A 22,672-nucleotide genomic window follows, 5' to 3' on the forward strand; every position below is an offset into this window, starting at 1 on the left:
TGGGTGAGCATCTCTTGGCAAATGTTTCAAGATTTGTAATTCTACATCCATTGCCCTACTTACCTTTCAGGATTTTCTTTTTTTATTCTTTTATTTAGAATAACCGGAAAGTGACAGAAGAGGGTTAGTACCACTACGAAGTGCAGCGAAAAAAGGTTCAGGTGCAGGGATTACTTCAGATAAATCAGCAAATTCAATCCCGGAATTGTACGCGAAAGTGTCCACAAAACTAGCGTGATGTAAATTACACCCAAACTCCATTGATACCAAGCAAGTGCGGAGATGATGCCAGGTAGGTGTTCGTCTCGTAGGCGAATGTCGTTAAATCCTAATTTAACTAGATTGTTGAGACTAAAATCATAGTAGTTGAGCCAGTTCCAACGGCGATCGCACAACAGAGGCATATATCGTTCCCGAAATGTCTCATTCCTTGGTATCACTGGCAAACGTCCAATCAACAATCGTAACTGGCGAAATGTGCCGTCTTCTGTGAAATAAGAAACGTCCATTAAGTCATGATAACGACCTTGTTGGTAAAGTCGGATCAATAAAGCCATTGGGACGGGGACAAGAATTATTACCAGACATCCCAATGTCAGCCAAGGTTGTTCGGCATTGCGAAAGATTGCTAGTAAGCTGAAGAATTCTAAAACGCTAAAACTGACTAATATCGAAATGGTTTCGTAAGATGTGGGAATAATTGGTATGGGATGCAGCCGACGATAGCGATCTACTAGCCAAAATAGTAGGCCGAAATAAGCGATCGCAACTCCTCCCACGCCAAAGACTAACCAAAAATTCGTCCCATAGCCACTCAACAACAGCAATACACTCAATGCCAACCAACTCCAAGCTTGCAGCAACCATCCACCGATAGAAAGGGTTTCGCCAACAATTAAGCGATCGCTTAGTTGGGTATATTTTTTTAAATCGATGTCTGCAATGGTGAGTAACTCATTACTGTTGCGAAAGGATTTTACCAGACGACGCTGGGCGATCGCTTCAGCTTGAGTTGCAGAAAAGCCCAAATTCATCAAACTTGCAACAGTTGCACTATTAATATTTGTAGCCGTCAAACGATGCCCAAACTCGATTAATCGCAGTCGTTGTTTTGTGTATTCCAGTTCATTAGCATCGGCAACTTGCTGCTGCTGACGGAAATTTTGCCCCAAATTCCGCAAGACGTTTTGATTACCTTGCAATGTTGGGATGCAGAACATCTGACCGATCTGACCGGGATTACCTAAAATTTTCGCTTGGTTGGAGTTAAAAGTTAAACCAGCTACGCTTAAACAAGCTTCTTTAGCAAACCTGGCATCACTAAAATCTGCTTGGTTCAGAATGTTCGCACCTTGCAAATTTACTAATTGGTTAAACTCCGTTTCTCGGAAGCTTACACCTTGCTCAAAAGTTGCTTCTGTTAAAAGGAGGAACTGATTAAAATCTGCTTTAGTAAACTGGGCTTGATTTGCAAAATTCACTTCCGAAAAATCAGCATTTCCTTGCCATTGGACACTATTGAATTTAGCCAACTGTTTAAAAATTGCTTGGTTGAAGTTGGCAGTTGTCTCAAAGATACTACCTTGAAAATCAGCTAGTTCCCGAAATTTAATTTTTTTAAAGTTAGCTTTTTCAAAAAATATACTACCCTGAAAATTGCTTGGTTGTTGAAAATTAACACTGATGAAACTAACGGGACGAGCAAATCTAGTTTCAGTCCAGTTAGTGGGTTGGAGAAAAGTTGCACCTTGGGCATCAACAGACTGAAGAAAAAATGTATTGGAGAACTTCACTTCGCCGTTGAAGCGAGTTTGCACCAGTGTTAAGACACCACGAAAAACGGCGATTTCACTGGCTGGGGTTGACTCTGTTCCCAGAAGCGATCGACAATCTTTAGAGTTGGGTAAAGCGATCGCGAGTGACTCTAGACAAACGAAGCGCAAACGTTCTAGTTTTTCTTGTTCGGTAGCGGTGAAAATGGGTGCGATCGCTTTTGCATACAATGGTGTTCTTAAACCCAAATCGCTGCCGACAAAATCCCCCAGAATTAAAGCATAGCTGAGGTCTAAACCTAGAGGTTTTGTACCGAGTTCTTTTCGTAGTAGTTGGTAAAAAGTATCACGGAAGCTGGCGTTTTCTGGGCGTAAATCAATCGCCATTTTTTGCAAATCGACAGTTAAATTGCCTTCGCGGAGTGTCGGTGTGCGTAGTCGTTCTTGCAATAATTCCAGAGTTAAGGGTGTGCGTTCTGGTTGTGTTTGTGCGGCCCAAGCTGGTAGGGGGAGGAGGAGTAAAACGCAAAGGAACGCTAAGGGAAGCGCAGAGGTACGCAGAGAAACTCCTCTGTGTACCTTTGCGTTTAACCTCTGCGTACCTTTGCGTTTAAAAGATAAATTATGCAAATTGTTCGATCATTCGTCACTAATCAGCAGAACAATTTTACCTGTCACAGACCCACTTTCAATTAATTGGTGGGCTTTAGCTACTTCTTTTAAGGGAAATTTGTGACTGACATGGATTTTTAATTTGCCTTCATCGATCCAGGTGGCAGATTGTTCGAGAATTTCTGCATGATGGTGGAGACTATCTTGTAATCCTAGCAAGGCTGGTGTCAGCATTAATTCTAAACCGATGCGGAGGTTGCGAGTTCTAGCAGTTTTCCAAACAGTATTGGCATCTGGTTCGAGAATAGTCACAATATCGCCATAGACTCGCACTGCGGGGAAGGTTTTGTGAAAGGTTTCGCCACCTACGGTATCAAAAGCTAAGTCTACGCCTTCGCCACCAGTCCAATCTAATACCGCTTGCACAAAATCTGTTTGTTTGTAAAAAATTACATTATCGGCACCGAGTTCTTTGACGAAATTAGCTTTTTCCTCAGAACCCACTGTGGTGGAAACAGTAGCACCTTTGAGTTTCGCCAATTGAATTGCTACATGGCCGACACCACCAGCACCCGCATGAATCAAAACCCGTTCCCCAGGTTCTAATCGTCCCCGTTCATATAAAGCTTCCCAGGCGGTGATTAATACTAAAGGCGCTGCTGCTGCTTCGGCAAAAGAAATAGAGGCGGGTTTACGTGCTACAAACCGCTCATCCACAACGGTATATTCAGCGTAATTTCCTTGGTGTGCGCCCAAGCCACCATAGCAAAAATATACCTCATCACCTACGCGAAAACGCTGGACGGCAGCACCCACTGCTTCCACAATCCCTGCACCATCACATCCTAAAATTGTTGGCGTGCGATCGGGGTAGAAACTGCCCCGACTCCGAAGTTTAGTGTCAATGGGGTTAATACCAGCCGCCACCAAACGCACTAAAAGTTCAGTATTCCCGACAGGAACAGCAGGATTTGGCACATCCTGTACTTGTAAAACTTCGGGACTGCCAGCTGCTGTCATCAAGACTGCTTTCACAACTCTTTCCTCCTGGCTTTAGATGCACATTCTTATGCAACTTTAGCGCAAGAGGATGGATACAGAGATATTTATGAGCCAAAACTGCAATTCTTTTCCCTAATAGATCAATCAATTTTTGGTCAATTTGTTTCAGTTTTTGTTGCAACACGAGACATTATAAATGTATTGATAATTTAACTAAAGTCTCGCAGAGCGATGTTTGCAACGGGCTACGTTTACGCTTAACCTAACAATGCTATATCTGGACGTAACTGAGCAGCACGACGCAGATAGACTGGGCGTAATGCATTCTGAGGTAGAGGAGTGTTTAAGTGGATTAGCACCCGAATGCAGCGATCGAGACTATTGGCAACCTGCATCTGTTGCACATCTAGCAAAGGAATTTGATCCCAACCAAGACGACGACGTGCCACCGCAGCCGGAAATATTGCATCCAAGTCTGGAGTTGCAGAAAAGGTAACACTGACAATTTCCTCAGAGTCTAAAACATTGTTTGTTTCTAAGGCGTCTAATAACTCATCTACAGCCTCAGTAATTGCTTTTATAGAGTTGTAGCTGACTGTCGTTGCGCCTCTAAGTCCCCTGACTCGCCATTCTCCCGATACCTTTGACACGCTGGAATGTTGATCTATGTGCGTTGAAAAAGTGAGCTTATTCATATTAATTTGAAGGTCGGGTATTTAAGTTTTTCCTGTACATAGCAATTGCCAAGTTTAAATCTAAATTGTTGATAGCTTTATTTGGCAATATCAAATTAGTTAAAGAGAGCTACACAATCAAGAAATCAGCACTTGTAATAGTATTGACTTGTATCCTACTCAAGATCATCAAAGGCTCATTACTGCTGGTAATATTAATCAAAGTATCATTTACACTACCACCAGTACCTTGGTAGATTGTTAAATCAGCAAATGTCAGACTACCCAAAAGCCCAATAGAATCTTCCCCATCAGTAAAGTCAACAATGGTGTCAATCCCAGATCCAGATGTAAAGGAGAATGTATCTTTGCCACTGCCACCAATCAGAGTATCCCAACCAAACCCGCCTATAAGGGTGTCATTGCCAGCACCACCTCGGAGTATGTCATCACCACTCAACCCCCACAAATAGTCATTCCCACCCTGACCGTTAATAACATCATTAGATTTGTCAAAGCCACTAGTATTATTATTAAGATCGTTCAGGAATGTTACCGAGTTACGACTGTAAACACTACTCCTTTGTTCGTTGGCATTCAAGACATCAAAGCTGTCTTGAAACCCCGTCTGCCCATTAAACAAAATATTGCCAATATCCACCGATGCACCTGTGGCTTTGCGAAGGTTATCTAGGTTTTGTAAGGCAAAATTTTGCAAGACGACCCCAGTATTCTCAACTCCCTCAAAGGTTATGAGCAGGTCATCTTTATTCTGAGTTAAGAGCAGATTTCTAGCAGTCAGCCCATTACCCTCAAATTTTAGAGTATCAATTTCCGCAGATACGCCTGTAGATGGACGAGATCCTGTTCCTACACCACCGAAGTCAGTAATGGTATCGATGCCGTTAACAAGTTGAACTGTAAACAGGTCTATATTTCCACCACCCGTAAGGAGGTCGTTTCCCTTTCCACCAATAATATTTTCACTGCTTTTCCCACCGATAAGGATGTTATTACTATTATCTCCAAGCAGAAGAACACCATCTTTTCCTTTGGGTCGAGCGTCATTGTCTATAATTGTCAGAGTAGCCGTATTCTGCAATAGCCCAATTATTGCGCCGCCTGTAGCATCGCTCAAAGTGAGGTTGATAGTTTTATTAGCTTCGATTAAATTATCATCAACGATCGGAATGTTTACAACTTTAACTCTCTCTCCGTCAGCAAAGTTAACCTTTATCTGCTGAGAACCGTTATAATCTTCGAGATATTTAGCAGTACCATCTTTCAAAGTGATAGTAACGCCAACTGCCCCTGTATCATCTAATGGGCGGATCAAAGTTACTGCTGCTATAGGAGAACCATCTTCATTGACGCTGTATTCAGTACCAGCAAAAATTATTGAGTCTAAGGCTACTGATGCGTTGTCCTTAAAGGCTTGCACGATTTTATCAAGTCCTTCATCTGTAAATAGCGGAAAAGCCGCAGATATGTCTGTCCCTGGACGACTCGTATCCTCAATCAATTTGTCAAGTCCGGAGGGAATACCTTGGATAATCATTCTCGCTGGCTTATCTTCAAGATTGCGATAGGCGTGGGTTTGCCCTTTAGGCACATTCACAAAAGTTCCAGGAGTTGCAGTAATAACTCGATCGTTCAACTGAAACTTTACAGTCCCCTCGACAATATAAAATCCTTCATCTTGCTGAAGGTGGATATGCGGTGTAGTCCCGACATTTGACGGAACATAAGCATCAAATAGATCGTATTGTCCTCCAGTATCTTCACCAGTTGAGATAAATTTAACTAAGTCTCCAACCACCCACAATGACTTACTCAATTTGTTGGCTGGTGTCTGTTGAAAGCTATTATATTCTGTCATTATTGTTCTCCTTTCGAGTTGAATTGATGGTGAGCTATTTTTGGATTGATGTTACAAATGCAGACATCGGCTCTATTGCTTTAATATTTATCTTGTTTAGTCAAGTTTTGAGCATCTATGTCTGCATTTGCGAATAAATAATGTGGATTTATTAATTTGAAACTTGACTTAAGAGATTCAAGTTTGGCAAGGAATAGTCACGGATGATACTTATTTATCGCGTCTTTCTTTGACATTTATGCAAGAAGTCTGAGAAAACACTTTAAAACCTGGAGCAACTATTTCACCAAAAACTTTGACTCTAAAAAATATACTACTAGTAACTAGTAAAGATCGCGTTTCAAGATTGCGGTAAGCGTGGATAGTGCTTTTTAGAACGTTGTTATTCTCCTTTCAAAATGGGTCAACGTTAGGCAGTAGATAAATCAAGTTTAAGCAGTCTGTGTTTGCTTTCTCTTGAGGAAAGAAACTAGATGGAAAGCATCAAAGGCTTTTTTAACAAGAATCATATGCAGAGAACGTGCTAAAAAATTCGTTCATAAATGAGGGTGATGTACCGTCAACTAGACGAAAGTCCACCGTAGTGTCTCTATAAGGATTATCCCCGAATGGCACGCTTGAAAAGCTGAAAGCTCGTCTGGGCTATCTTGTTGGGGGTAGGGTGTTGGGTGTAGGGAAAAATCAAGAAAATTTTATATGAGTGGGGATAGAAATAAATTTTCTCCTCACTACACCCAACACCCGACACCCCACACCCAAAAGCCTGATATATAAGGGGTTTGCCCTTATCAAGCGTGCCATTCGGATTATCCCCTTTGAAATCACGATCGAGGTATAAAGACTATGGTCGGGTCACCTGACGTTTGTGGGATCTTAGCGAGTGAGTTGCTCACTGAGATCCCACAAACGGCGTTGATCGGCTTCGTTTCTGGAGACGACGGATGATCTGGTAACACCTTTGTTGTGCCAATGCTTACCGATGACGCCTTCGACCTCGGGGGAAGAAGCAAGGTAGATGACAGTCTGCGCGCCTTGCTCCGGTGGGCGAGCTACTAGACTATGAATGCTTACACCAAGCCGTAAGAAGAAGCTCTTGGAAGATGCCATACCTTCGCTTTTAAACAAGTTGGTTGCAACCGGACCGGGATCCACGGCGTTTGCTGTCACCTGCGTCCCAGCGAGCCGCCGCGCGAGTTCGTAGGTGAACATGAGGTTCGCCAGCTTCGACTGCCCGTATGCGCGATTTGCGGAGTAACTATTGCGTAAGTTTGGATCGTCGAAGTCGATCCGCGCACCTTTATGAGAGCTTGAGGTGACGTTGATGATACGCGCTGAGGAACTGGTTGCAAGCGAGCCTAGAAGTAGGTTCGTGAGCAGGAAAGACGAGAGATAGTTAAGTGCCCACGTCATCTCAATACCGTCGACACTCTCGCGGCGAACGGTGAAACCGCCACCCACATTGTTCACCAGCACGTCTAGGCGATCGTGTCGCGCGATAAACTCGTGGGCAATCCTCCGCACGTCCGCTTGTGCTGAGAGATCGGCGATCAGCATCTCTAGCTGCGGGTTATCTGTGACCGACTTAATCTCGACCACCGTCGCTGTTGTTTTCTCTCGGTTGCGTCCTACGACAACCGTCGTTGCCCCTTGGTCAGCAAGGGCGAGTGCTGTTGCCTTACCAATGCCAGAGGTGCCGCCCGTCACCAGCACGATCTTGCCGCTCATGGATTTATTCGAAGTGCTCATCGTTCCCCCCCTAGTTTCTCTGCGATCGAGCGAACTGTGTCAGAGGTCTTTGAGATACCAAGACAGCTTGCGGGGAGGCCGACGATCTGCTCGCTGCGCTCCCACAAGCGTCCGCGCTTGTGCGTGTCGCTGATATCTGGTCGAATCCGGATCGGTTTGCCGGAGGGTCCGAACAGTCGACCATTCACCCCAGTCATCGTAGGCGAGGTTGCGAGGTAGATCGCATGTTGCGCGAACTGCTCTGGCGTTCTGGTCATGGGCTTGAACAGGAACTCCACGATCGACATCAGCGCTTTGCCCTCGGGCATATTTCGGCGTATGTTGGTGGCAACCATACCAGGGTTCATCACGTTGATTGTCACGCCAGTACCCTCAAGCCTGGCGGCAAATTCGACAGCGAACATATCATTCGCACGCTGTCCGATGTTGTGCCCATTGAAGCTGCTCATTCCCGCTCCGGGCGGAACGCGATCGAGGTTAAGCTTGCCGGGGAACCCGGCAGCCGCTACATGGATGATCCGAGCGGGCGCGCTGAATTTGAGGATGTCCAAGAGCAGGTTGTTGAGCAAGAAGCGGCTCAGGTAATTGAGGGCGAAACAGACCTCAAGCCCTTCGGTGGTTTCCCTGCGTTTTATGTGCAGCACATCAGCGCTGTGGATGAGGACGTCGAGTCGCCGATACTCGGTTTTAAAAGTCTCGGCAAGCCGTCGCACCTCGGACATCAGTGACATATCCGCAGCGATGAACGCGGCGTTGCTCCCCTTGGTTCGGATGTCCTCAAGAGCCGCATCTCCCGCCTCACGGTTGCGACCGACGATTACTACCGTCGCGCCCAGTTTCGCCAGACCTTCGGCAGTCTCTTTGCCAATCCCGCGAGTTCCGCCTATGACGAGTACCATCTTACCCTGCATATCGATGTGTTGGTTCAACATAAATGCCAAGTTATACAAAATTACAAGGAGGATATTTAGACTTATTAATCTGCCTGGGCTGTGCTAAATCTTTTTCAGAAAACCAGCAGTTCATAAGAGTTGCCATTACTATTATTTTCATGCTTTTTTGACTTCATTTCAGGAAAGCATGAATTTTATCAGCAGGCTAATTTTTGTTTTTGCAGTTTGTTTTTTACTTGAAAAACTGCCCCTAAAACACCAAGCACTAGTAAACCAAATGTAGGGGAGAGTTCGGGGACAGAACGATAGGTTAATCCCGTTAATGCCATTCTGTATTCTTGAGTAGTCGGATCAAACTTGACGCTATATCCGGTTGGATAATACCCACTCTTAGGATAAGAGATAGGTAATTTAATAGAGTTGCTAATATTTGGTTGCGTCTTTAGAACGTCTATCGTACTTCCAAAACCTATCAAACTCATTTTACCATCGAAAAAAGCATAATCATAAAGCGTGGTGAATGGTGTCTGCCCCCCTATTAGAGGAGGAAGCAAGTCTGAGTCAAAATAACGTGCACCAAATTTTGGCTCCACAATTCCAGTAGGTAAAAAATTCTGAGGAACAAACTCTGGCTTTGGCTGCTTGAGTGCCGTTGCCAGCTGATCGGGCAAACAAGTAGATTGTGGGTCGTCGATATCGGCATTGGGGCAGATTAATGAACGTTCTTGGGGGCTGAGTAAAAAAGTATCAACGGTGAAACGGGGTAAAGCAAAGGCTTGTGGGAGCCACGGATAACCACCGGGGCGATAGGTTAACTCAATGTGGTTTAACCCCTTAACTGAAGCCTCTGTAGGCAAAGACAAGAAAATTGGAATATCAGAAGTGGAATCGCTTGTAGGTAGAGACAGTGCCCCTGAGGTGAGTGTTACGCCAAGCTCTGAAGGATTTTTTTGGTTATCGAGTGTGACAAAGGAGCGAACAAAACCTTCTCCTAGTGGCTGTGGGCTTCCAAAAAATTCAGCTGCATCTGCTGCACCCATACTTCCAAAAGCAATTGATACTGCGCCCAAAGAAACTACTAATAAGTTTGTTAAAGTTGTCATATAATACCTCATCATGATTGATAGCTTTTCATCGAAGATGCACTTTGCTATTAACTTTGTTCATCCTTCCAGATTCTGTATCTCACTCAATCGAGAACCACTATATGTGTTTTATCCCTTTTCTGTTTACGCTTGAGTAAAGAAGCTGTACAGAAGGCTCCGAAAGCCAACAGACCTAATGTAGAAGTAGGTTCGGGAACAGAGGTTGGGGTTCTAAGCAACAACGTCCTTGCTGGAGTGGTTCCGAGGTTTTGAAACGCATAAGATGTACCTTTGGGAAGATAAACAAAGGTTCCAGGTGTCCCTACTGTAGTTTTGTCTCCAATTTGAAACGTTACATCCCCATTTAAGATGTAAAAAGACTGGCTTTCTTGATCATTGCTCACAAGCTGTGCAGAACCAGACTGCGGTGAAAGGGCAACATCGAATAGTGAGAACTGTCCGCCAGTATCTTCGCCCATTGCTAAAGAGGTAAACAGAGCACCTGCCTGATTAAACGACGGACGATTTGAGTTTGGTTGCACTACTAGATAGTCTAGAAGTCCTTCCAAGTTGTTGCTCTCGGAAAAATCGGAGGGTGACGCAAGTCGTACTCCGTAATTTTGGGCAATTGGTGCGAGTAATTCTGGCGCTAGGGGTGGCGGAATGGGAGCAGACCGATCTATCACTGGCTGATTCTGGTCTACGAAAAACCCCTCAAACCCCGTAGGAAAAACTAGTGTCAGCATCTTCGCTGTCGTCATCCCAGTGTTTTGCCATGTATGGGGTCTGCCTTTGGGAAGGAAAATAAAGCTTCCAGGGGTTGCTAATTTGTTTTGAATCCCTGTTGGACTTCCTAGCTGGAACGTCACCTCCCCTTCTCGGACGTAGAAGACCTCGTCTTCCTGACTGTGAATGTGAGGTATAGTTTCAGCTTGTGGTGGAACGAGAAAATCAAATATTGAAAATGCTCCGCCAGTCTCTTTGCCTGTTGCTAAAAAGGTATATAGGTTGCCTGTAGAATAGTATGCTGGACGATCTGGTGCATCCGGCGGCACCACTAGGACATCCTGACCTGCTGTTTTTGAAAGTGGTGTAATATCATGGGGTGAAAAAGGTGAGTGTCCTGGATGCGCGTATGCAGTTTCCAGTCCTAAACAAAAAGTGGAAAAGGCTGCTCCAGCAATAAGCATTGATAACTTTTTCAAACTAATCACTTAGATATATGTTTCCCTAACTAAAAAGTCACAAGAATTTTCTACAAAACCCAGTAGCTATAAAGTTATCGCACAGTCTCATGAGCTACTGGGTAGAGGCCAAAGTAACTCCAGTGTGGAGTGTTTACACAAAAACGAAGTAGCTATAGCTCAGATTCAGCCCTGTGGCTCCTTGGAGGTTAGCAATCAATTCAGACGCCTCATTGGGTCTTTCTAAGAATAAATCTGTAGATACTTGCCCTGAACTAGAACTGACAACTGGGACTAAAACATAGGTGGCATCCGCTATGCTTTTCAGCTGGATAATATCTTCACTAAGGTTGAAGTCAGTAATGAAAGCGTTGCCAGAAACACCAGAGTCACTCCGGTCATAGTAAATATTAGTAGCATCTCCCAGGACGAATATATCTCTACCTTTGCCGCCAGTTAACGTATCAACCTCACTGCTACCACCACCAAAGATGAAGTCCTCACCAAATCCGCCGTCAATGGTGTCATTCCCAGCATCACCGATGAGTATATCGTTGCCGTCTTCACCAAATATCAGATTGTTGTCAGTACCACCAAGGATTCGGTCATTCCCAAAACCACCAAAGGCGATGTCGTCGCCGTCCCCGCCATCGATATCGTCATTGCCGTCATCCCCATTGAGGCGGTCATCTCCAAGCCCTCCTGAGAGTCGGTCATTTCCATTTCCACCCGTGAGGATTTCGTTGCCAACACCACCCCATAGATTGTCAAGCCCATTGCCACCATCAAGAATATTGTTACCAAAAAGAGCATATACTAAATCTGTTCCTTCGCCACCTAAGAGGATGTCATCTCCAAAACCGTCAATGACTTCGTCGTCGCCAGTACCACCTGCAACAATAGCATTTCCATACACACCGATGGTTGTGTCATTTCCAGGACCACCATCAAGATAGTTGCCCCGAATGCTGCCTGAGAAATCGTCACCACCTAGAGCAAAAAGTTCATCATTGTTCAAATTAGCGAGGAGGAGATCATTATCAGGTGTGCCGAAAAGAGTAGCATTAACATTAGGTGTAGCAAATTTGAAGTAGCTCTCATTCACACTTAAACCCGTAACGCCTTGCAGTTTTGCGATTAATTCCAGGGGCTGATTTGGTCTTTCTATGAATAAGTCTGTGGATACTTCGCTTGAAGTAGAATTAGCACCTGGAGCCAAAACATATTTACCATCAGTTAAACTTTTGAGTTGGATGAAATCCTCGTTGGGGTTGAAGTCTGTAATGATAGCAGCGCCTGGAAGGTTAGGGCCGCCCCCCTCGAAAAAGACATTAGCGGCATCCCCTAAGAAGACCGTATCGCTAGGAAGGTTAGGCCTGCGCCCATCGTAAAAGACATTAGCGGCATCTCCTAGGGAGAATGTATCTCTCCCAGAACCGCCAGTCAGGGTATCTATCTCGTTTGTGCCTAAACCAACTTCCACAAAAAGGGGGTTAACGCCAATAATTTGATCATCGCCAGCGCCACCATCTATAAAATCGTTGTCCTCTCCACCTAGCAGTACATCGTTGCCATCATCACCAAAGATATAATCATTGCCAGTATCACCTCCCATTTGGTCATTGCCATCGCCACCAAAAATAATATCGTCACCGAATTGGCCACCTATGATGTCATTGCCGTTCTCACCATTGATACGGTCATTGCCATTATTACTATTGATACGGTCATTGCCATTACCACCCAAGATAACGTCATTGCCATCGCCACCAAAGATATCGTCAATGTCATTACCACCATTAAGGAAATCGTCGCCAGCTTCACCAACCAGAAAGTCAATTCCCTCGCCACCGCTGAGGTTGTCATTTCCATCGCCACCCAAGCTGAAGTCGTCACCTTCCCCGTTTATGACAGTATCATTTCCAGCCCCAGCAAGGATTAGATCATTCCCAGAACTACCATCAAGAAAGTCATTGCCATCAAAGCCCAATAGGAAATCGTCGCCCGCTAGACCAAAAACTTCATCATTGCCCTGACTGCCGCCTAGGAATTTATCATCATTATCCGTGCCGAAGATTTGATTAGTTACAGGTAAGTTCTTAGCCATTATTGTATACCTTTTTACTCAGTTAAATTACTACTAGAAGATGGCTGAAATAAAGCTAACCTTCAAAATAACTGAAAAGTTTACATGGCAAGCTTTTCAGTTATTTTGAATGCGTGAAATTTTAATTCCAAGGGAGCGGTACTAAGGGTTATATCCTTTGTTCAGTTGTGTCGCATGATGTTATACCTATCCACAACTTGCCGGAAGTGTTGCTCCCGCGATAATTATTGGTCACTTTTTCACAATAATCATGGACTGGTGTCTCTTCCTTTAACTAAAGTTTCGTCTTCACACTCACATTGACTTTGTCCAGCTATCATCATAATCAATAAACCAAAAAGTTTTTTAGAACTCTTTCCATGCAGACATTTCAGCTAAATAGAGGGATATCACTAAACAACCTTAAATTGAAAACTTTAGGCGATACCCCTAGCTAAGTAAAAAGCGATCGCTCTCTCGCTCTATTATCAATGGTGAATATTCCTGATTCAGGATAGCTGAAACCCCTATTTGTAGATTGGTTTCCAGAAGTTGATAAGTTTCTTATAATACCATCTTTGGCTATACACTTACCTAGTCAACAACGGAATTTTATCTTCCTGCTGGTTACGGTAAACTGCGTCAGCAGGGAGGGGTCCCAACTTGACATCGCCCCAGCGCATCACAGTTGCGGCTGCGGTAGATGCAGAACCAATTGTATAAGCAAGAACCAAGTCATTTTCCTGGACTTTGCCCATTTGTGCGCCATAGTACATATTGACGATGGGCAGTACTGGTCCGATGTTTGCAATCTGCGGGTAGAGATTGATTGTGCGCTCCGGATCGATGCCCAGCGCCCGCACGCACAAGTTTGCATACCAGGCAGTGGGTGTATTAAAAGCAAAGAATTTGATATCATCAAAAGTCACACCTGCGGCCTCAACAGCACCTTGACTGCACGCACGGACGAACTCCACACCTGTGCCACGGATCTGTTGGCTGGCGTTTTTCCCATTCTGGATACGCATCCGTGGGTTGCCCTGAGCATCTGTTGTGAGTTCGTTAAAAAAGGCTCCGCAAGTGGCAGCGGTATGAATGATTTTAGTTGCCAAGACTCCTTGGTTCGGCTTGAGGGCACTGACCACAAAGGCTCCAGCACCGTCACCCATAAACCAAGATAGGGTATCGTCTTCGTCTACCAACCGAGAGTAAGTGCAAGAGATGACAACCAACACATTGCGGTAGGCTCCCGTTTGTACCAGCGCATTGGCAGTCTGGAGGGCAACCAAAGCACTAGAACAGGTAGACTCAAGATTCCAGGCGGGGCAACGCAAGCCCATTTCACCAACTAAGAAAGAAGCATTTCCCGGTGCAATTCGTTCGGGAAACAGGGAGGTGACAATCATTAAATCGACATCCTCGGTAGACATCTCTGCGGCAGCGATCGCATCAAATGCCACGCGCTTCTCCAACGTCATCGAGGACTCATCTGCTGCCAGTATCCGCCGCTCGACAGCTCCACGGAAGGGGTCTGATAAATAAGGTATCATCTCTTCGTCGAACTCGCTGGTTTTAGCGTTGGGGTCGTTAGCTGAAAACAATTTCGCTAATGCCTTTTGCTCGGCTTGAGTAACTAGCTGTGGGTACTTCTGACGCCAATATTCGTTTGTACGTACAATTTTAGGGAAGGTAACTGCAATTGAGCGAATTCCTACTGCTTGATTCATGATAAATCTCCTTTTAATCAATTAATTACTTATTTGTTTCTTTAGCGCCTTGTTCAATCAGACTCTGAATACGGCTGCCAAAGGGTGCAGTTTGTGTTGGGTCGATAATCACATCAACAACAAACGGTATCTTAGAAGCAAGTGCTTTCTCTAGTACAGCCTGGAGGTCAATTTCGCTTTCAACACGGATGCCGTCAGCTCCCATTCCCCGAGCGATCGCCACAAAATCCACTGGGGACATCTGAGTGTCTACACCCTTGAATCCCAATAACGCCATACCTTGACTACACATGTTGTAGCGTGAGTCATTCAGAACAATCCAGACGGCGGGAATCTGATATTTGACGGCGGTGCTGACTTCGCTATTCATCAGCATGGCACCATCCCCAAGAATGGCGACAGCTTTATTATTTTGTGCTAAGGCAGCACCCAAGATACCCGTGGCGGCATGTCCCATTGAGCCAAATCCGGTACTGACCCGGTAGCGACCTGGTTTAGTAAATCGCAGCGTGTGGGTTCCCCAAGCAAAGGAGTTACCTGCTTCGGTCATCACCACTGCATCACTTTTCTCGACAAATACCCGCTGAATCGTATCCATCAGCACGTCAGGACGCACCGCACCTTCAGCTTGGGGTAGAAGTGCCACTCGCTGGGGATTAGGCAGTACAGGGCAGTCACCGGGACGATTAGGAAAGTACTTGAGTAGGGCCTTAACGAAGACTTGCACATCCGACTGGATAGAGAAAGTCTCGACAGCTGGATAAGCAGTTCCTGGTACTTCTGGGTCGATGTCTACATGCACAAATCCTTTCTTTGGCACCATCGCCGGACTCCAGAACGAGGTAAATTCACCAAGCCTGGTTCCTAAAACCAATATACGCCCAGGACTTACGTCCTGCATGTATTTCACAACTGAGTTATGTCCGCCAAAGCCTGTCACGCCCAAATACTGAGGATGATTTTCAGGAAAGATACCCTTACCACGCGGCGAAGACATCACCGCAGATCCGGTTCTTTCGGCAAGTTGGCGGATTTCTTCTGCTGCACCTCTAGCACCAAAACCAACCCAGATGGCAAAAGGTCCTTCAGAGAGTAACTGTACAGACTTGGCGATCGCATCCTCCCCAGCAGTTGTCAGAGTTTGCGAGAAAGTCACGCGAGGTAACGATGCCTTGAGCAAGCTTGATTGGATGGTTGTGGGAACACTCAGATGAGCCACAAATCCACCCGGTCGTGCTAAACCAGCAGCAAGTCGGCGGGCAATCTCTGGCAGTTCTTCACCAGACTCAATGCTGGTAGCATAGTGAAACAACGATCCAGAACTACAAAAAACTTCACTGGGCATTGTGTAGCTACTGGTTTCTTGGAAAGCCCACCGTCCGCGCTGTGGTGCTGAGGTTGCAGGTGATAAGAAAATCACCTTCGCACCCTCCCAGCGTGCCGCGAACAATCCAGTCAGCGTATTGGTAATGCCTGGACCAGTGGTGGTAAACACAACTACAGGGCGGTTATTTGCAAAGTAGGACTCAATGGCTGCAAAACCTGCTCCAGTTTCGTGGCGGAAGTGAAGCACCTCAATGGCGCTGTGTTCCAGACTTGCCCACAGGGAAGCGATCGCTCCTCCAGAGACGCCAAAGGCATGGCGTACTCCCAAATCTTCCAGCATTTTGACCACAGTGTCTGCAACTGTCAGCTTTGGCTCTGATTGGCTAGATTTTTCATGAGACGATACCACTAAGGAGCCTGGGGGTTGCGCGAAAATAGTAGATCCAGATGATTTTTGCCCTGAGATGCGATCGGATTTAACATCAGTGTGTTGCATTGAATGAACCTCTTGTTAGGTTTTTTGAGTACTTGGCTAAATTTCTGATTCAGACGGTAACAGTAGCGTATTGAGGAATTGATTTCTGACTTAAAAATCGCTTGAGGACTTTACCAGTTGGGTTTTTAGGAAGCGAATCTACAAATTGAATAATATGGGGAACTTTATAAATTGCTATCCTACGAGAACAGAATTCAATGATTTGTTTTTCTGTAACTGCGTGACCAGCCTTAAGTACGATGTTTGCCTTGACTATCTCACCTTTGAGCGCATCTGGAACTCCATATACTGCGCATTCAGCTACCGCCGGATGTTGATAAATAACATTTTCTACTTCAGTTGGATAGACCTTAAATCCAGAAATATTGACCATATCTTTTAAGCGATCGACGATGTAGAAAAAGCCATCTGAATCCATCCGACCAATGTCGCCAGTATGGAACCAACCATTTTTAATGACTTGGGCAGTTTCAAATGGGCGATTCCAATACCCAAGCATGACGTTTGGCCCTTTGATAACTATTTCTCCCAACTCCCCTGGTTCTACTTGATGACCATCGCTATCAACAATCTTCATTTCCACATTTTCAATTGGCATCCCAATTGAACCGAATTTATATTTAAGATCGTGGTTATAACAAGAACATGGTGATGTTTCAGTTAAACCATACCCTTCATGAATGACGAGTCCATATTTATCCTGCCAAATCTTTGCAACTTCAACGGGCATAGGAGCAGCAGCCGAAAAGTAATAGCGGATGCTTTGGAGGTGGGAAAAAGAACTGTTTAGCAGATTTAAGTAGATTGTGGGTACCCCAAAGAACATAGTGACTTTTTCAGTAGCAATGGTGTCCAGAACTTGCTCAAGCTTAAATCGGCGTTGCAGGATAATAGTGGCACAAACGTTGAATCCAGCATTGAGAATCGCGTTTTGGCCAAAGCAATGAAATAGTGGTAAGTACAGCAGCAATCGGTCATCCGGTCGCATTCCACAACAACGGTTGTGGGAATACATATTGGAAATCACATTGCCGTGAGAAAGGGTGGCTCCTTTAGGGAAACCTGTTGTGCCTGATGTGTAAACGATGCAAGCTGGAGCGTGGCGATCCATTTCGACAGCACATCCTTCCCCGGAAGCGTTTTCTATTAGTTGCGTTAAACTAATTCCCTTGCTAGCTGTACCTTCTGCAATCAAAATATGTTGCAGTTCGGGTAAGTCTGCCTCTAGCACCTGCTCACTTTGAGTTTCTGTTGTAATTACTACCTTGGCAGCACAATCGTTGAGAATATAGCTGACTTCAGCACTTTTGAGCATTACATTGACTGAGACAACAATAGCACCAATTTTGAGAATGCCAAGATAAGAAATAATGAACTCTGGAATATTCGGCAAAAACAAGGCTACGCGATCGCCTTTTTTAACTCCCAATCCCCGTAAACCATTAGCCACGCGATTTGCTAACAGATTAAGCTGTTTGTAGGTTAAAGATTTATCCTCAAAAATCAGGGCGATTTTGTCAGGAAATAACAGATGACCGCGCTCTACATGATGTGTGATGTTCATAATGAAAAAGACTCACTTTAAAAGCTACCTATGACAGCAAATTAAGTTAAAACGTCTTCTGAATCTCAGGTTGGTAGACATCACCAAAACTGATTTGTGGTTCCAATGTCATGAGGATGCCGTGGCGGGGACGTAATGTAAACATTGGCTCCTCCTCAACTGGATGTCCAGGTACTAGGTGCAGCCGATATTTTTGAGCTACCATCGCAACTATCAACTGCATTTCAGTCATTGCAAATATCTCACCTATGCATTGGCGTGGCCCGCCGCCGAAGGGGTAGTAAGCATAGCGGGGACGCGCAGCAGCTTGTTCTTTTGTGAAGCGCTCAGGGTCAAAGTCTTCGGGATTCTCCCAAAAAGCTGGTAGGCGATGGGTGACATAAGGGCTAATCATGATCACAGAGTTAGCTGGTATGTGATAGCCTCCAATCTCGTCGGCCTGTAAGTTAGTACGAGTATAAACCCATGCACCAGGATAAAGCCGCATCGATTCTTCGAGTACCATCCTGGTATATTTCAGGTTTGGTAAATCTTCAAGAGTCGGGGTACGCCCATTTAAAACACTCTTGAGTTCATCTTGGAGCCGACTTTCGACGTTAGGGTGAAGAGAAAGCAAGTACCAAGTCCATGCAAGTACAGCTGCTGAGGTTTCAAATCCACCGGTAAAGATGGTCATAATCTCATCGCGCAGTTGCTCATCACTCATTCCCTGACCAGACTCTTCATCGTAAGTATCCATCAGCATAGAGAGCAGGTCGTCAGGACTATTACTGTTTTCCCGACGGGAGCGAATGATCCGATAGACGATTCTATCCAGTGTTCCCATCGCTTGCACAAAGGCGCGGTTTTTCGGCGTGGGTACCCATAGAGGTAGCTTGAACACTGCCCATAGTTGACTACTAAGATACTCGTAAGCAGTATCCCATGCTTGATTCATCTCGCTAATTTCGTCTTCAGAATTAATGCTCAACAAACTCTTGACGAGGATATTCTGCGCTAGTTGCATCATCTGTGCAAACACATCTAGGGGTTTGTCTGAGCCGATGCTGCTCCAGTTATCTAGCATTTGGCTAATGGTTTTAGTCATAAAGGTGACTAATGCTCCAACCCGATGGCGATGAAAGGTTGGTTGCATCAAGCGGCGTTCGCGCCGCCAAGTGTCACCCTCGGCGACTGCCAGACCATTACCGATTACCTGCTTAATAGACTTAAAGTTTTCGCCTTTAATGTAGTTACGGCTATTTTCTTGCAGGATGTATTTCAGATGATCTGGGTGAGAGACTAAATAAAGCTGTTGAGGCCCCATTGCCCCCAGGTGGACTACTTCGCCATACTCCTGTACGGCATTAGTTAGAAACTGTAGTGGATTCCGCAACATTTGCGGGAGGTTGCCTATAATCGGGTAGCCGATAGGGCCTGGAGGAGCTTTGCTGATACTTGGTAAAATACTCTGTTTGTGCATCTGAACTGTCCTCAAGATTTAATTGAAACTTGACAAAATATCTTGAATTGCTTGCACAATCTGCCCACCAGATGCGATATCTGCACTAATCCGGGCAATATGTTCGTCAAGAGGTTGTTCGTGGTCGTTCCAGATATAAGGACGGTCAGGTGAGGCTGGTTGTCCGATGACATCGCGCACTGCCATATATAAATCTCTGGTAGCGGGAGACAAACAAGCACGGGCATCATAATGGTCTGCAACTAAGTAGGTGCGTAAATCAGCCGCTTGTACCCCAAATATCAAAGCGATCGCCATATACTGTTGGAAGGTATCTACTGACCTACGCGCTAAGTTTGCAGAAGCAAAACCTTGGCTGTTGATATTTTGGTTAAATTGTTCGGCATGGGTAGGAAATCTGTCTGCGATCGAATTTCCATAGAAGGTTAACAATGGCATGATGGAGTTTCCAGATATTTGCAGACCTTTTAGCCCCATGTTGACACTGCGCTCTCCGTTCCCCACTAAAGATGCTGGGAGTCCATTATTAAATTCTGGCGCTACCAGGTAGGCTATTTGCACATCCAAATGTTTAGCCAACAACCCAATATAGTAGCGCAGCTGATCCATTCCTACACCGATGTACTGCCCTAAAAAATTACCGCCATGATAGCTAACTTGGTTCTCAACATCGATCAGCGGGTTGTCGGTGACAGAATTCATTTCTACTTCGATTTGTTTTTTAATTTGTTCAATCCCATCTACAATCGGCCCCATATATTGTGGTAAGCAGCGTAGTGAATAACGGTCTTGAATTGGATCTCCACCCCGATAGTTGTGAGAACCATCTAGTTCTTCGCGGACTAAGCGTGAACCTGCTAGTAGGTTCAGCATTTGGTTCGCAGCCCATTTTTGCCCTGAATGTGGTTTGAGTTGATGAATAAATGGGTGGAATGATTGATTGGTACCATTCAAACCTTGAATTGCTAGGGCATGTGCCCCCATTGAGAGAGCTAATAAAACTCTGGTGTCGTAGACACAATTGGCAGCAATACCTGTCATGACTGAGGTGCCATTCATCATTGCCAACCCTTCTTTAGGAAGTAATTGCAATGGCTCTAAACCCAGATGACTCAACACTGTCGGCGCATCGATTTCTTCGCCGTTAAAGTCAACAGTATAACAGCGGTCTAAACCAACCAATGCCCCAGTAATGTAGGATAAAGGCACTAAATCACCGCTTGCACCAATAGATCCAAATTCATATACATGGGGTGTGACACCAGCATTTAAGAAAGTTTCCATACGCTGGATGAGTTCTAGACGAATACCAGATGCACCATACAAGTGGGAGTTAGCACGCAAAAGCATGGCAGCCCGGACATCAGCTAGCGGTAATTTTTGTCCGGCTCCGGTTTTGTGATACCAAATTAGGTTGTTCTGGAGCAGTGCCGCAGATTCAGGGGAAATGACAACATTGGCCATGCCACCAAAACCACTTGTCACGCCATAAATTGGTTGACCAGATTCCACAGCATCACTAATGTAATCACACGATGCTTGAACTCCTTGGACAACATCTCGATTATCGGTTAGGCGTACTTGAACACCATGACGGGACACACTAGCTACTTCATCTATCGTTAGGTCTTGGTTGCCTACAACTACAGTTTTACTGGAATTTCCCAGAGAAATTGCTGAAGAATGAAAGGTCTTGTTTTTGTTGAGTGATGTTGTATTCATTGAACTTCCAATTATTATTTAGATTGCACGGATGATGGACTGATTGGATGTCCTAGTTGGCAGGGAAATGGCACGCTTATAAAGCACTACTGGCGGTGGCAGAAACTCGTGCAGCAAACTTGGGGGTAACGGTGGGGCTATGTTGTTTAGACCAACGACCAAAGAACTTAGCTAAAGAAGCCATTTCTAGCATTAAGTCTTCAAATGCTTCCGGTGTTAAAGATTGAGGGCCATCTGAAAGAGCCTTAGCTGGGTTAGGGTGAACTTCAATCATTAAAGAATCTGCACCAGCTGCGATCGCTCCCAAGGTCATCGGTTGGACAAACTCTGATTTCCCGGTGGCGTGGCTAGGGTCAATCATAATTGGTAAGTGAGTCAAAGTCCGCAAGACAGGGATTGCAGATATATCAAGGGTATTCCGTGTATACTGTCGGTCAAAGGTGCGAATTCCCCGCTCACACAAAATTACATTGGGATTACCTGCTGCCAAAATATATTCAGCTGACATCAACCAATCTTCAATTGTGGCTGAGAGTCCCCGCTTCAATAACACTGCCTTACCAGTAGCGCCTACTTTCTTCAATAGGGAGAAATTTTGCATATTACGAGCGCCAATTTGGATTATATCTGCAACTTGAACTACCTTGTCTAAATCAGCTGCATCCATAACTTCTGTGATAATACCTAAACCAGTAGCTTCGCGAGCTTTTGCTAACAAACCTAATGCGCTTTCGCCATGTCCTTGGAATGCATAAGGTGAAGTTCGAGGTTTGTACGCCCCACCTCGTAGAAACTGTGCTCCTGCTGCTTTTACTATCTGTGCTGTTTCAACAATCATTTCCTCGTTTTCAACAGAACATGGCCCAGCAACTACAACTAAAGGATGGGTTTGGCCAAAGGTAACAGCTCCATTAGGTGTGGGTACAACCACTTCACTATGTTCTCCATAACGGAATTCTAAAGAAGCACGTTTAAACGGTTTTTTTACTCGGATAACCTGCTCGATAAAAAGGCTAAGATTTTGAATCTGCCTAGTGTCAATTTCCGCCGTTTCACCAACTAAGCCAATTACTGTTTTGTGTTGACCTTGGCATACCTCTGGGGTAATTTCATGATGACTGATTTCTTTAACAACACGCTCGATCTCTGTTGATGGCGTACCTAATTTCATAACTATAATCATTGCTTTCAATCTCCTAATTGCAACTATTAATTGAGTTGTGATGCCTAAGCTTAAGAATGTTGTTTATTGTTTGTTTAACCCTTCAAATAACAATCAGTCTATTATTTGAGTTTTATGCAAGATCCTAGAAACTTTCTATTTGGTTAGAATTAATCGAAGTAATTATCCAAAATATCTCCGATATGTATTGCTAAATTCCAAAGTTTTCATCGTAAAAGCTTCTCGATTCTACGGCTAGTTATTGAAATTTATCTTGTAT

The 22,672-nt window shown here is 44.8% G+C and carries 15 protein-coding genes; all 15 read right to left on the minus strand.

Annotated elements, in window-relative coordinates; translation table 11 throughout:
• Positions 1 to 170: 170 nt before the first annotated feature.
• Entirely contained in the window at positions 171 to 2,402 is a 2,232-nt protein-coding gene (locus AC1F2U_RS23180) for a pentapeptide repeat-containing protein (RefSeq protein ID WP_480263234.1), read from the minus strand.
• Positions 2,403 to 2,411: 9 nt separating this feature from the next.
• Positions 2,412 to 3,419, minus strand: coding sequence for a zinc-dependent alcohol dehydrogenase family protein (locus AC1F2U_RS23185; protein ID WP_480263235.1), 1,008 nt, complete (start codon positions 3,417 to 3,419; stop codon positions 2,412 to 2,414).
• 224 nt (positions 3,420 to 3,643) lie between these two features.
• The gene (gene aroH, locus AC1F2U_RS23190) at positions 3,644 to 4,081 is read right to left on the minus strand and encodes a chorismate mutase (protein WP_480263236.1); all 438 of its coding nucleotides are present in this window, start codon (positions 4,079 to 4,081) and stop codon (positions 3,644 to 3,646) included.
• A gap of 109 nt (positions 4,082 to 4,190) precedes the next feature.
• On the minus strand, positions 4,191 to 5,939 hold the full coding sequence (locus tag AC1F2U_RS23195; RefSeq protein ID WP_480263237.1) for a Calx-beta domain-containing protein: 1,749 nt from the start codon (positions 5,937 to 5,939) through the stop codon (positions 4,191 to 4,193).
• 873 nt (positions 5,940 to 6,812) lie between these two features.
• The gene (locus tag AC1F2U_RS23200) at positions 6,813 to 7,685 is read right to left on the minus strand and encodes an SDR family oxidoreductase (RefSeq protein ID WP_480263238.1); all 873 of its coding nucleotides are present in this window, start codon (positions 7,683 to 7,685) and stop codon (positions 6,813 to 6,815) included.
• Positions 7,682 to 8,617, minus strand: coding sequence for an SDR family NAD(P)-dependent oxidoreductase (locus AC1F2U_RS23205; RefSeq protein WP_480263239.1), 936 nt, complete (start codon positions 8,615 to 8,617; stop codon positions 7,682 to 7,684). Before AC1F2U_RS23205 ends, AC1F2U_RS23200 begins: the two co-directional genes overlap by 4 nt.
• 158 nt (positions 8,618 to 8,775) lie before the next feature.
• Positions 8,776 to 9,681, minus strand: coding sequence for a hypothetical protein (locus AC1F2U_RS23210; RefSeq protein WP_480263240.1), 906 nt, complete (start codon positions 9,679 to 9,681; stop codon positions 8,776 to 8,778).
• Between the two features lie 86 nt (positions 9,682 to 9,767).
• Positions 9,768 to 10,853 (minus strand): cupin domain-containing protein, encoded by a 1,086-nt coding sequence (locus AC1F2U_RS23215; protein WP_480263241.1) that lies wholly within the window; start codon positions 10,851 to 10,853, stop codon positions 9,768 to 9,770.
• 148 nt (positions 10,854 to 11,001) lie between these two features.
• The gene (locus AC1F2U_RS23220) at positions 11,002 to 12,954 is read right to left on the minus strand and encodes a calcium-binding protein (RefSeq protein ID WP_480263242.1); all 1,953 of its coding nucleotides are present in this window, start codon (positions 12,952 to 12,954) and stop codon (positions 11,002 to 11,004) included.
• Positions 12,955 to 13,523: 569 nt separating this feature from the next.
• On the minus strand, positions 13,524 to 14,681 hold the full coding sequence (locus tag AC1F2U_RS23225) for a 3-oxoacyl-ACP synthase III family protein (protein ID WP_480263243.1): 1,158 nt from the start codon (positions 14,679 to 14,681) through the stop codon (positions 13,524 to 13,526).
• Positions 14,682 to 14,685: 4 nt separating this feature from the next.
• Positions 14,686 to 16,482, minus strand: coding sequence for a ScyA-related TPP-binding enzyme (locus tag AC1F2U_RS23230; RefSeq protein ID WP_480263244.1), 1,797 nt, complete (start codon positions 16,480 to 16,482; stop codon positions 14,686 to 14,688).
• Positions 16,483 to 16,531: 49 nt separating this feature from the next.
• The gene (locus AC1F2U_RS23235; protein ID WP_480263245.1) at positions 16,532 to 18,046 is read right to left on the minus strand and encodes a class I adenylate-forming enzyme family protein; all 1,515 of its coding nucleotides are present in this window, start codon (positions 18,044 to 18,046) and stop codon (positions 16,532 to 16,534) included.
• A gap of 46 nt (positions 18,047 to 18,092) precedes the next feature.
• Entirely contained in the window at positions 18,093 to 19,508 is a 1,416-nt protein-coding gene (locus tag AC1F2U_RS23240; RefSeq protein WP_480263246.1) for a cytochrome P450, read from the minus strand.
• 18 nt (positions 19,509 to 19,526) lie between these two features.
• The gene (locus tag AC1F2U_RS23245; RefSeq protein ID WP_480263247.1) at positions 19,527 to 21,230 is read right to left on the minus strand and encodes an HAL/PAL/TAL family ammonia-lyase; all 1,704 of its coding nucleotides are present in this window, start codon (positions 21,228 to 21,230) and stop codon (positions 19,527 to 19,529) included.
• A 76-nt stretch (positions 21,231 to 21,306) separates the two neighbouring features.
• Positions 21,307 to 22,413 carry a 3-deoxy-7-phosphoheptulonate synthase gene (gene aroF, locus AC1F2U_RS23250; RefSeq protein ID WP_480263248.1) on the minus strand — a complete coding sequence of 369 codons (1,107 nt, stop codon included), beginning with the start codon at positions 22,411 to 22,413 and terminating at the stop codon, positions 21,307 to 21,309.
• Positions 22,414 to 22,672 lie beyond the last annotated feature (259 nt).

Source organism: Nostoc sp. LEGE 12454 (genome assembly GCF_056620565.1).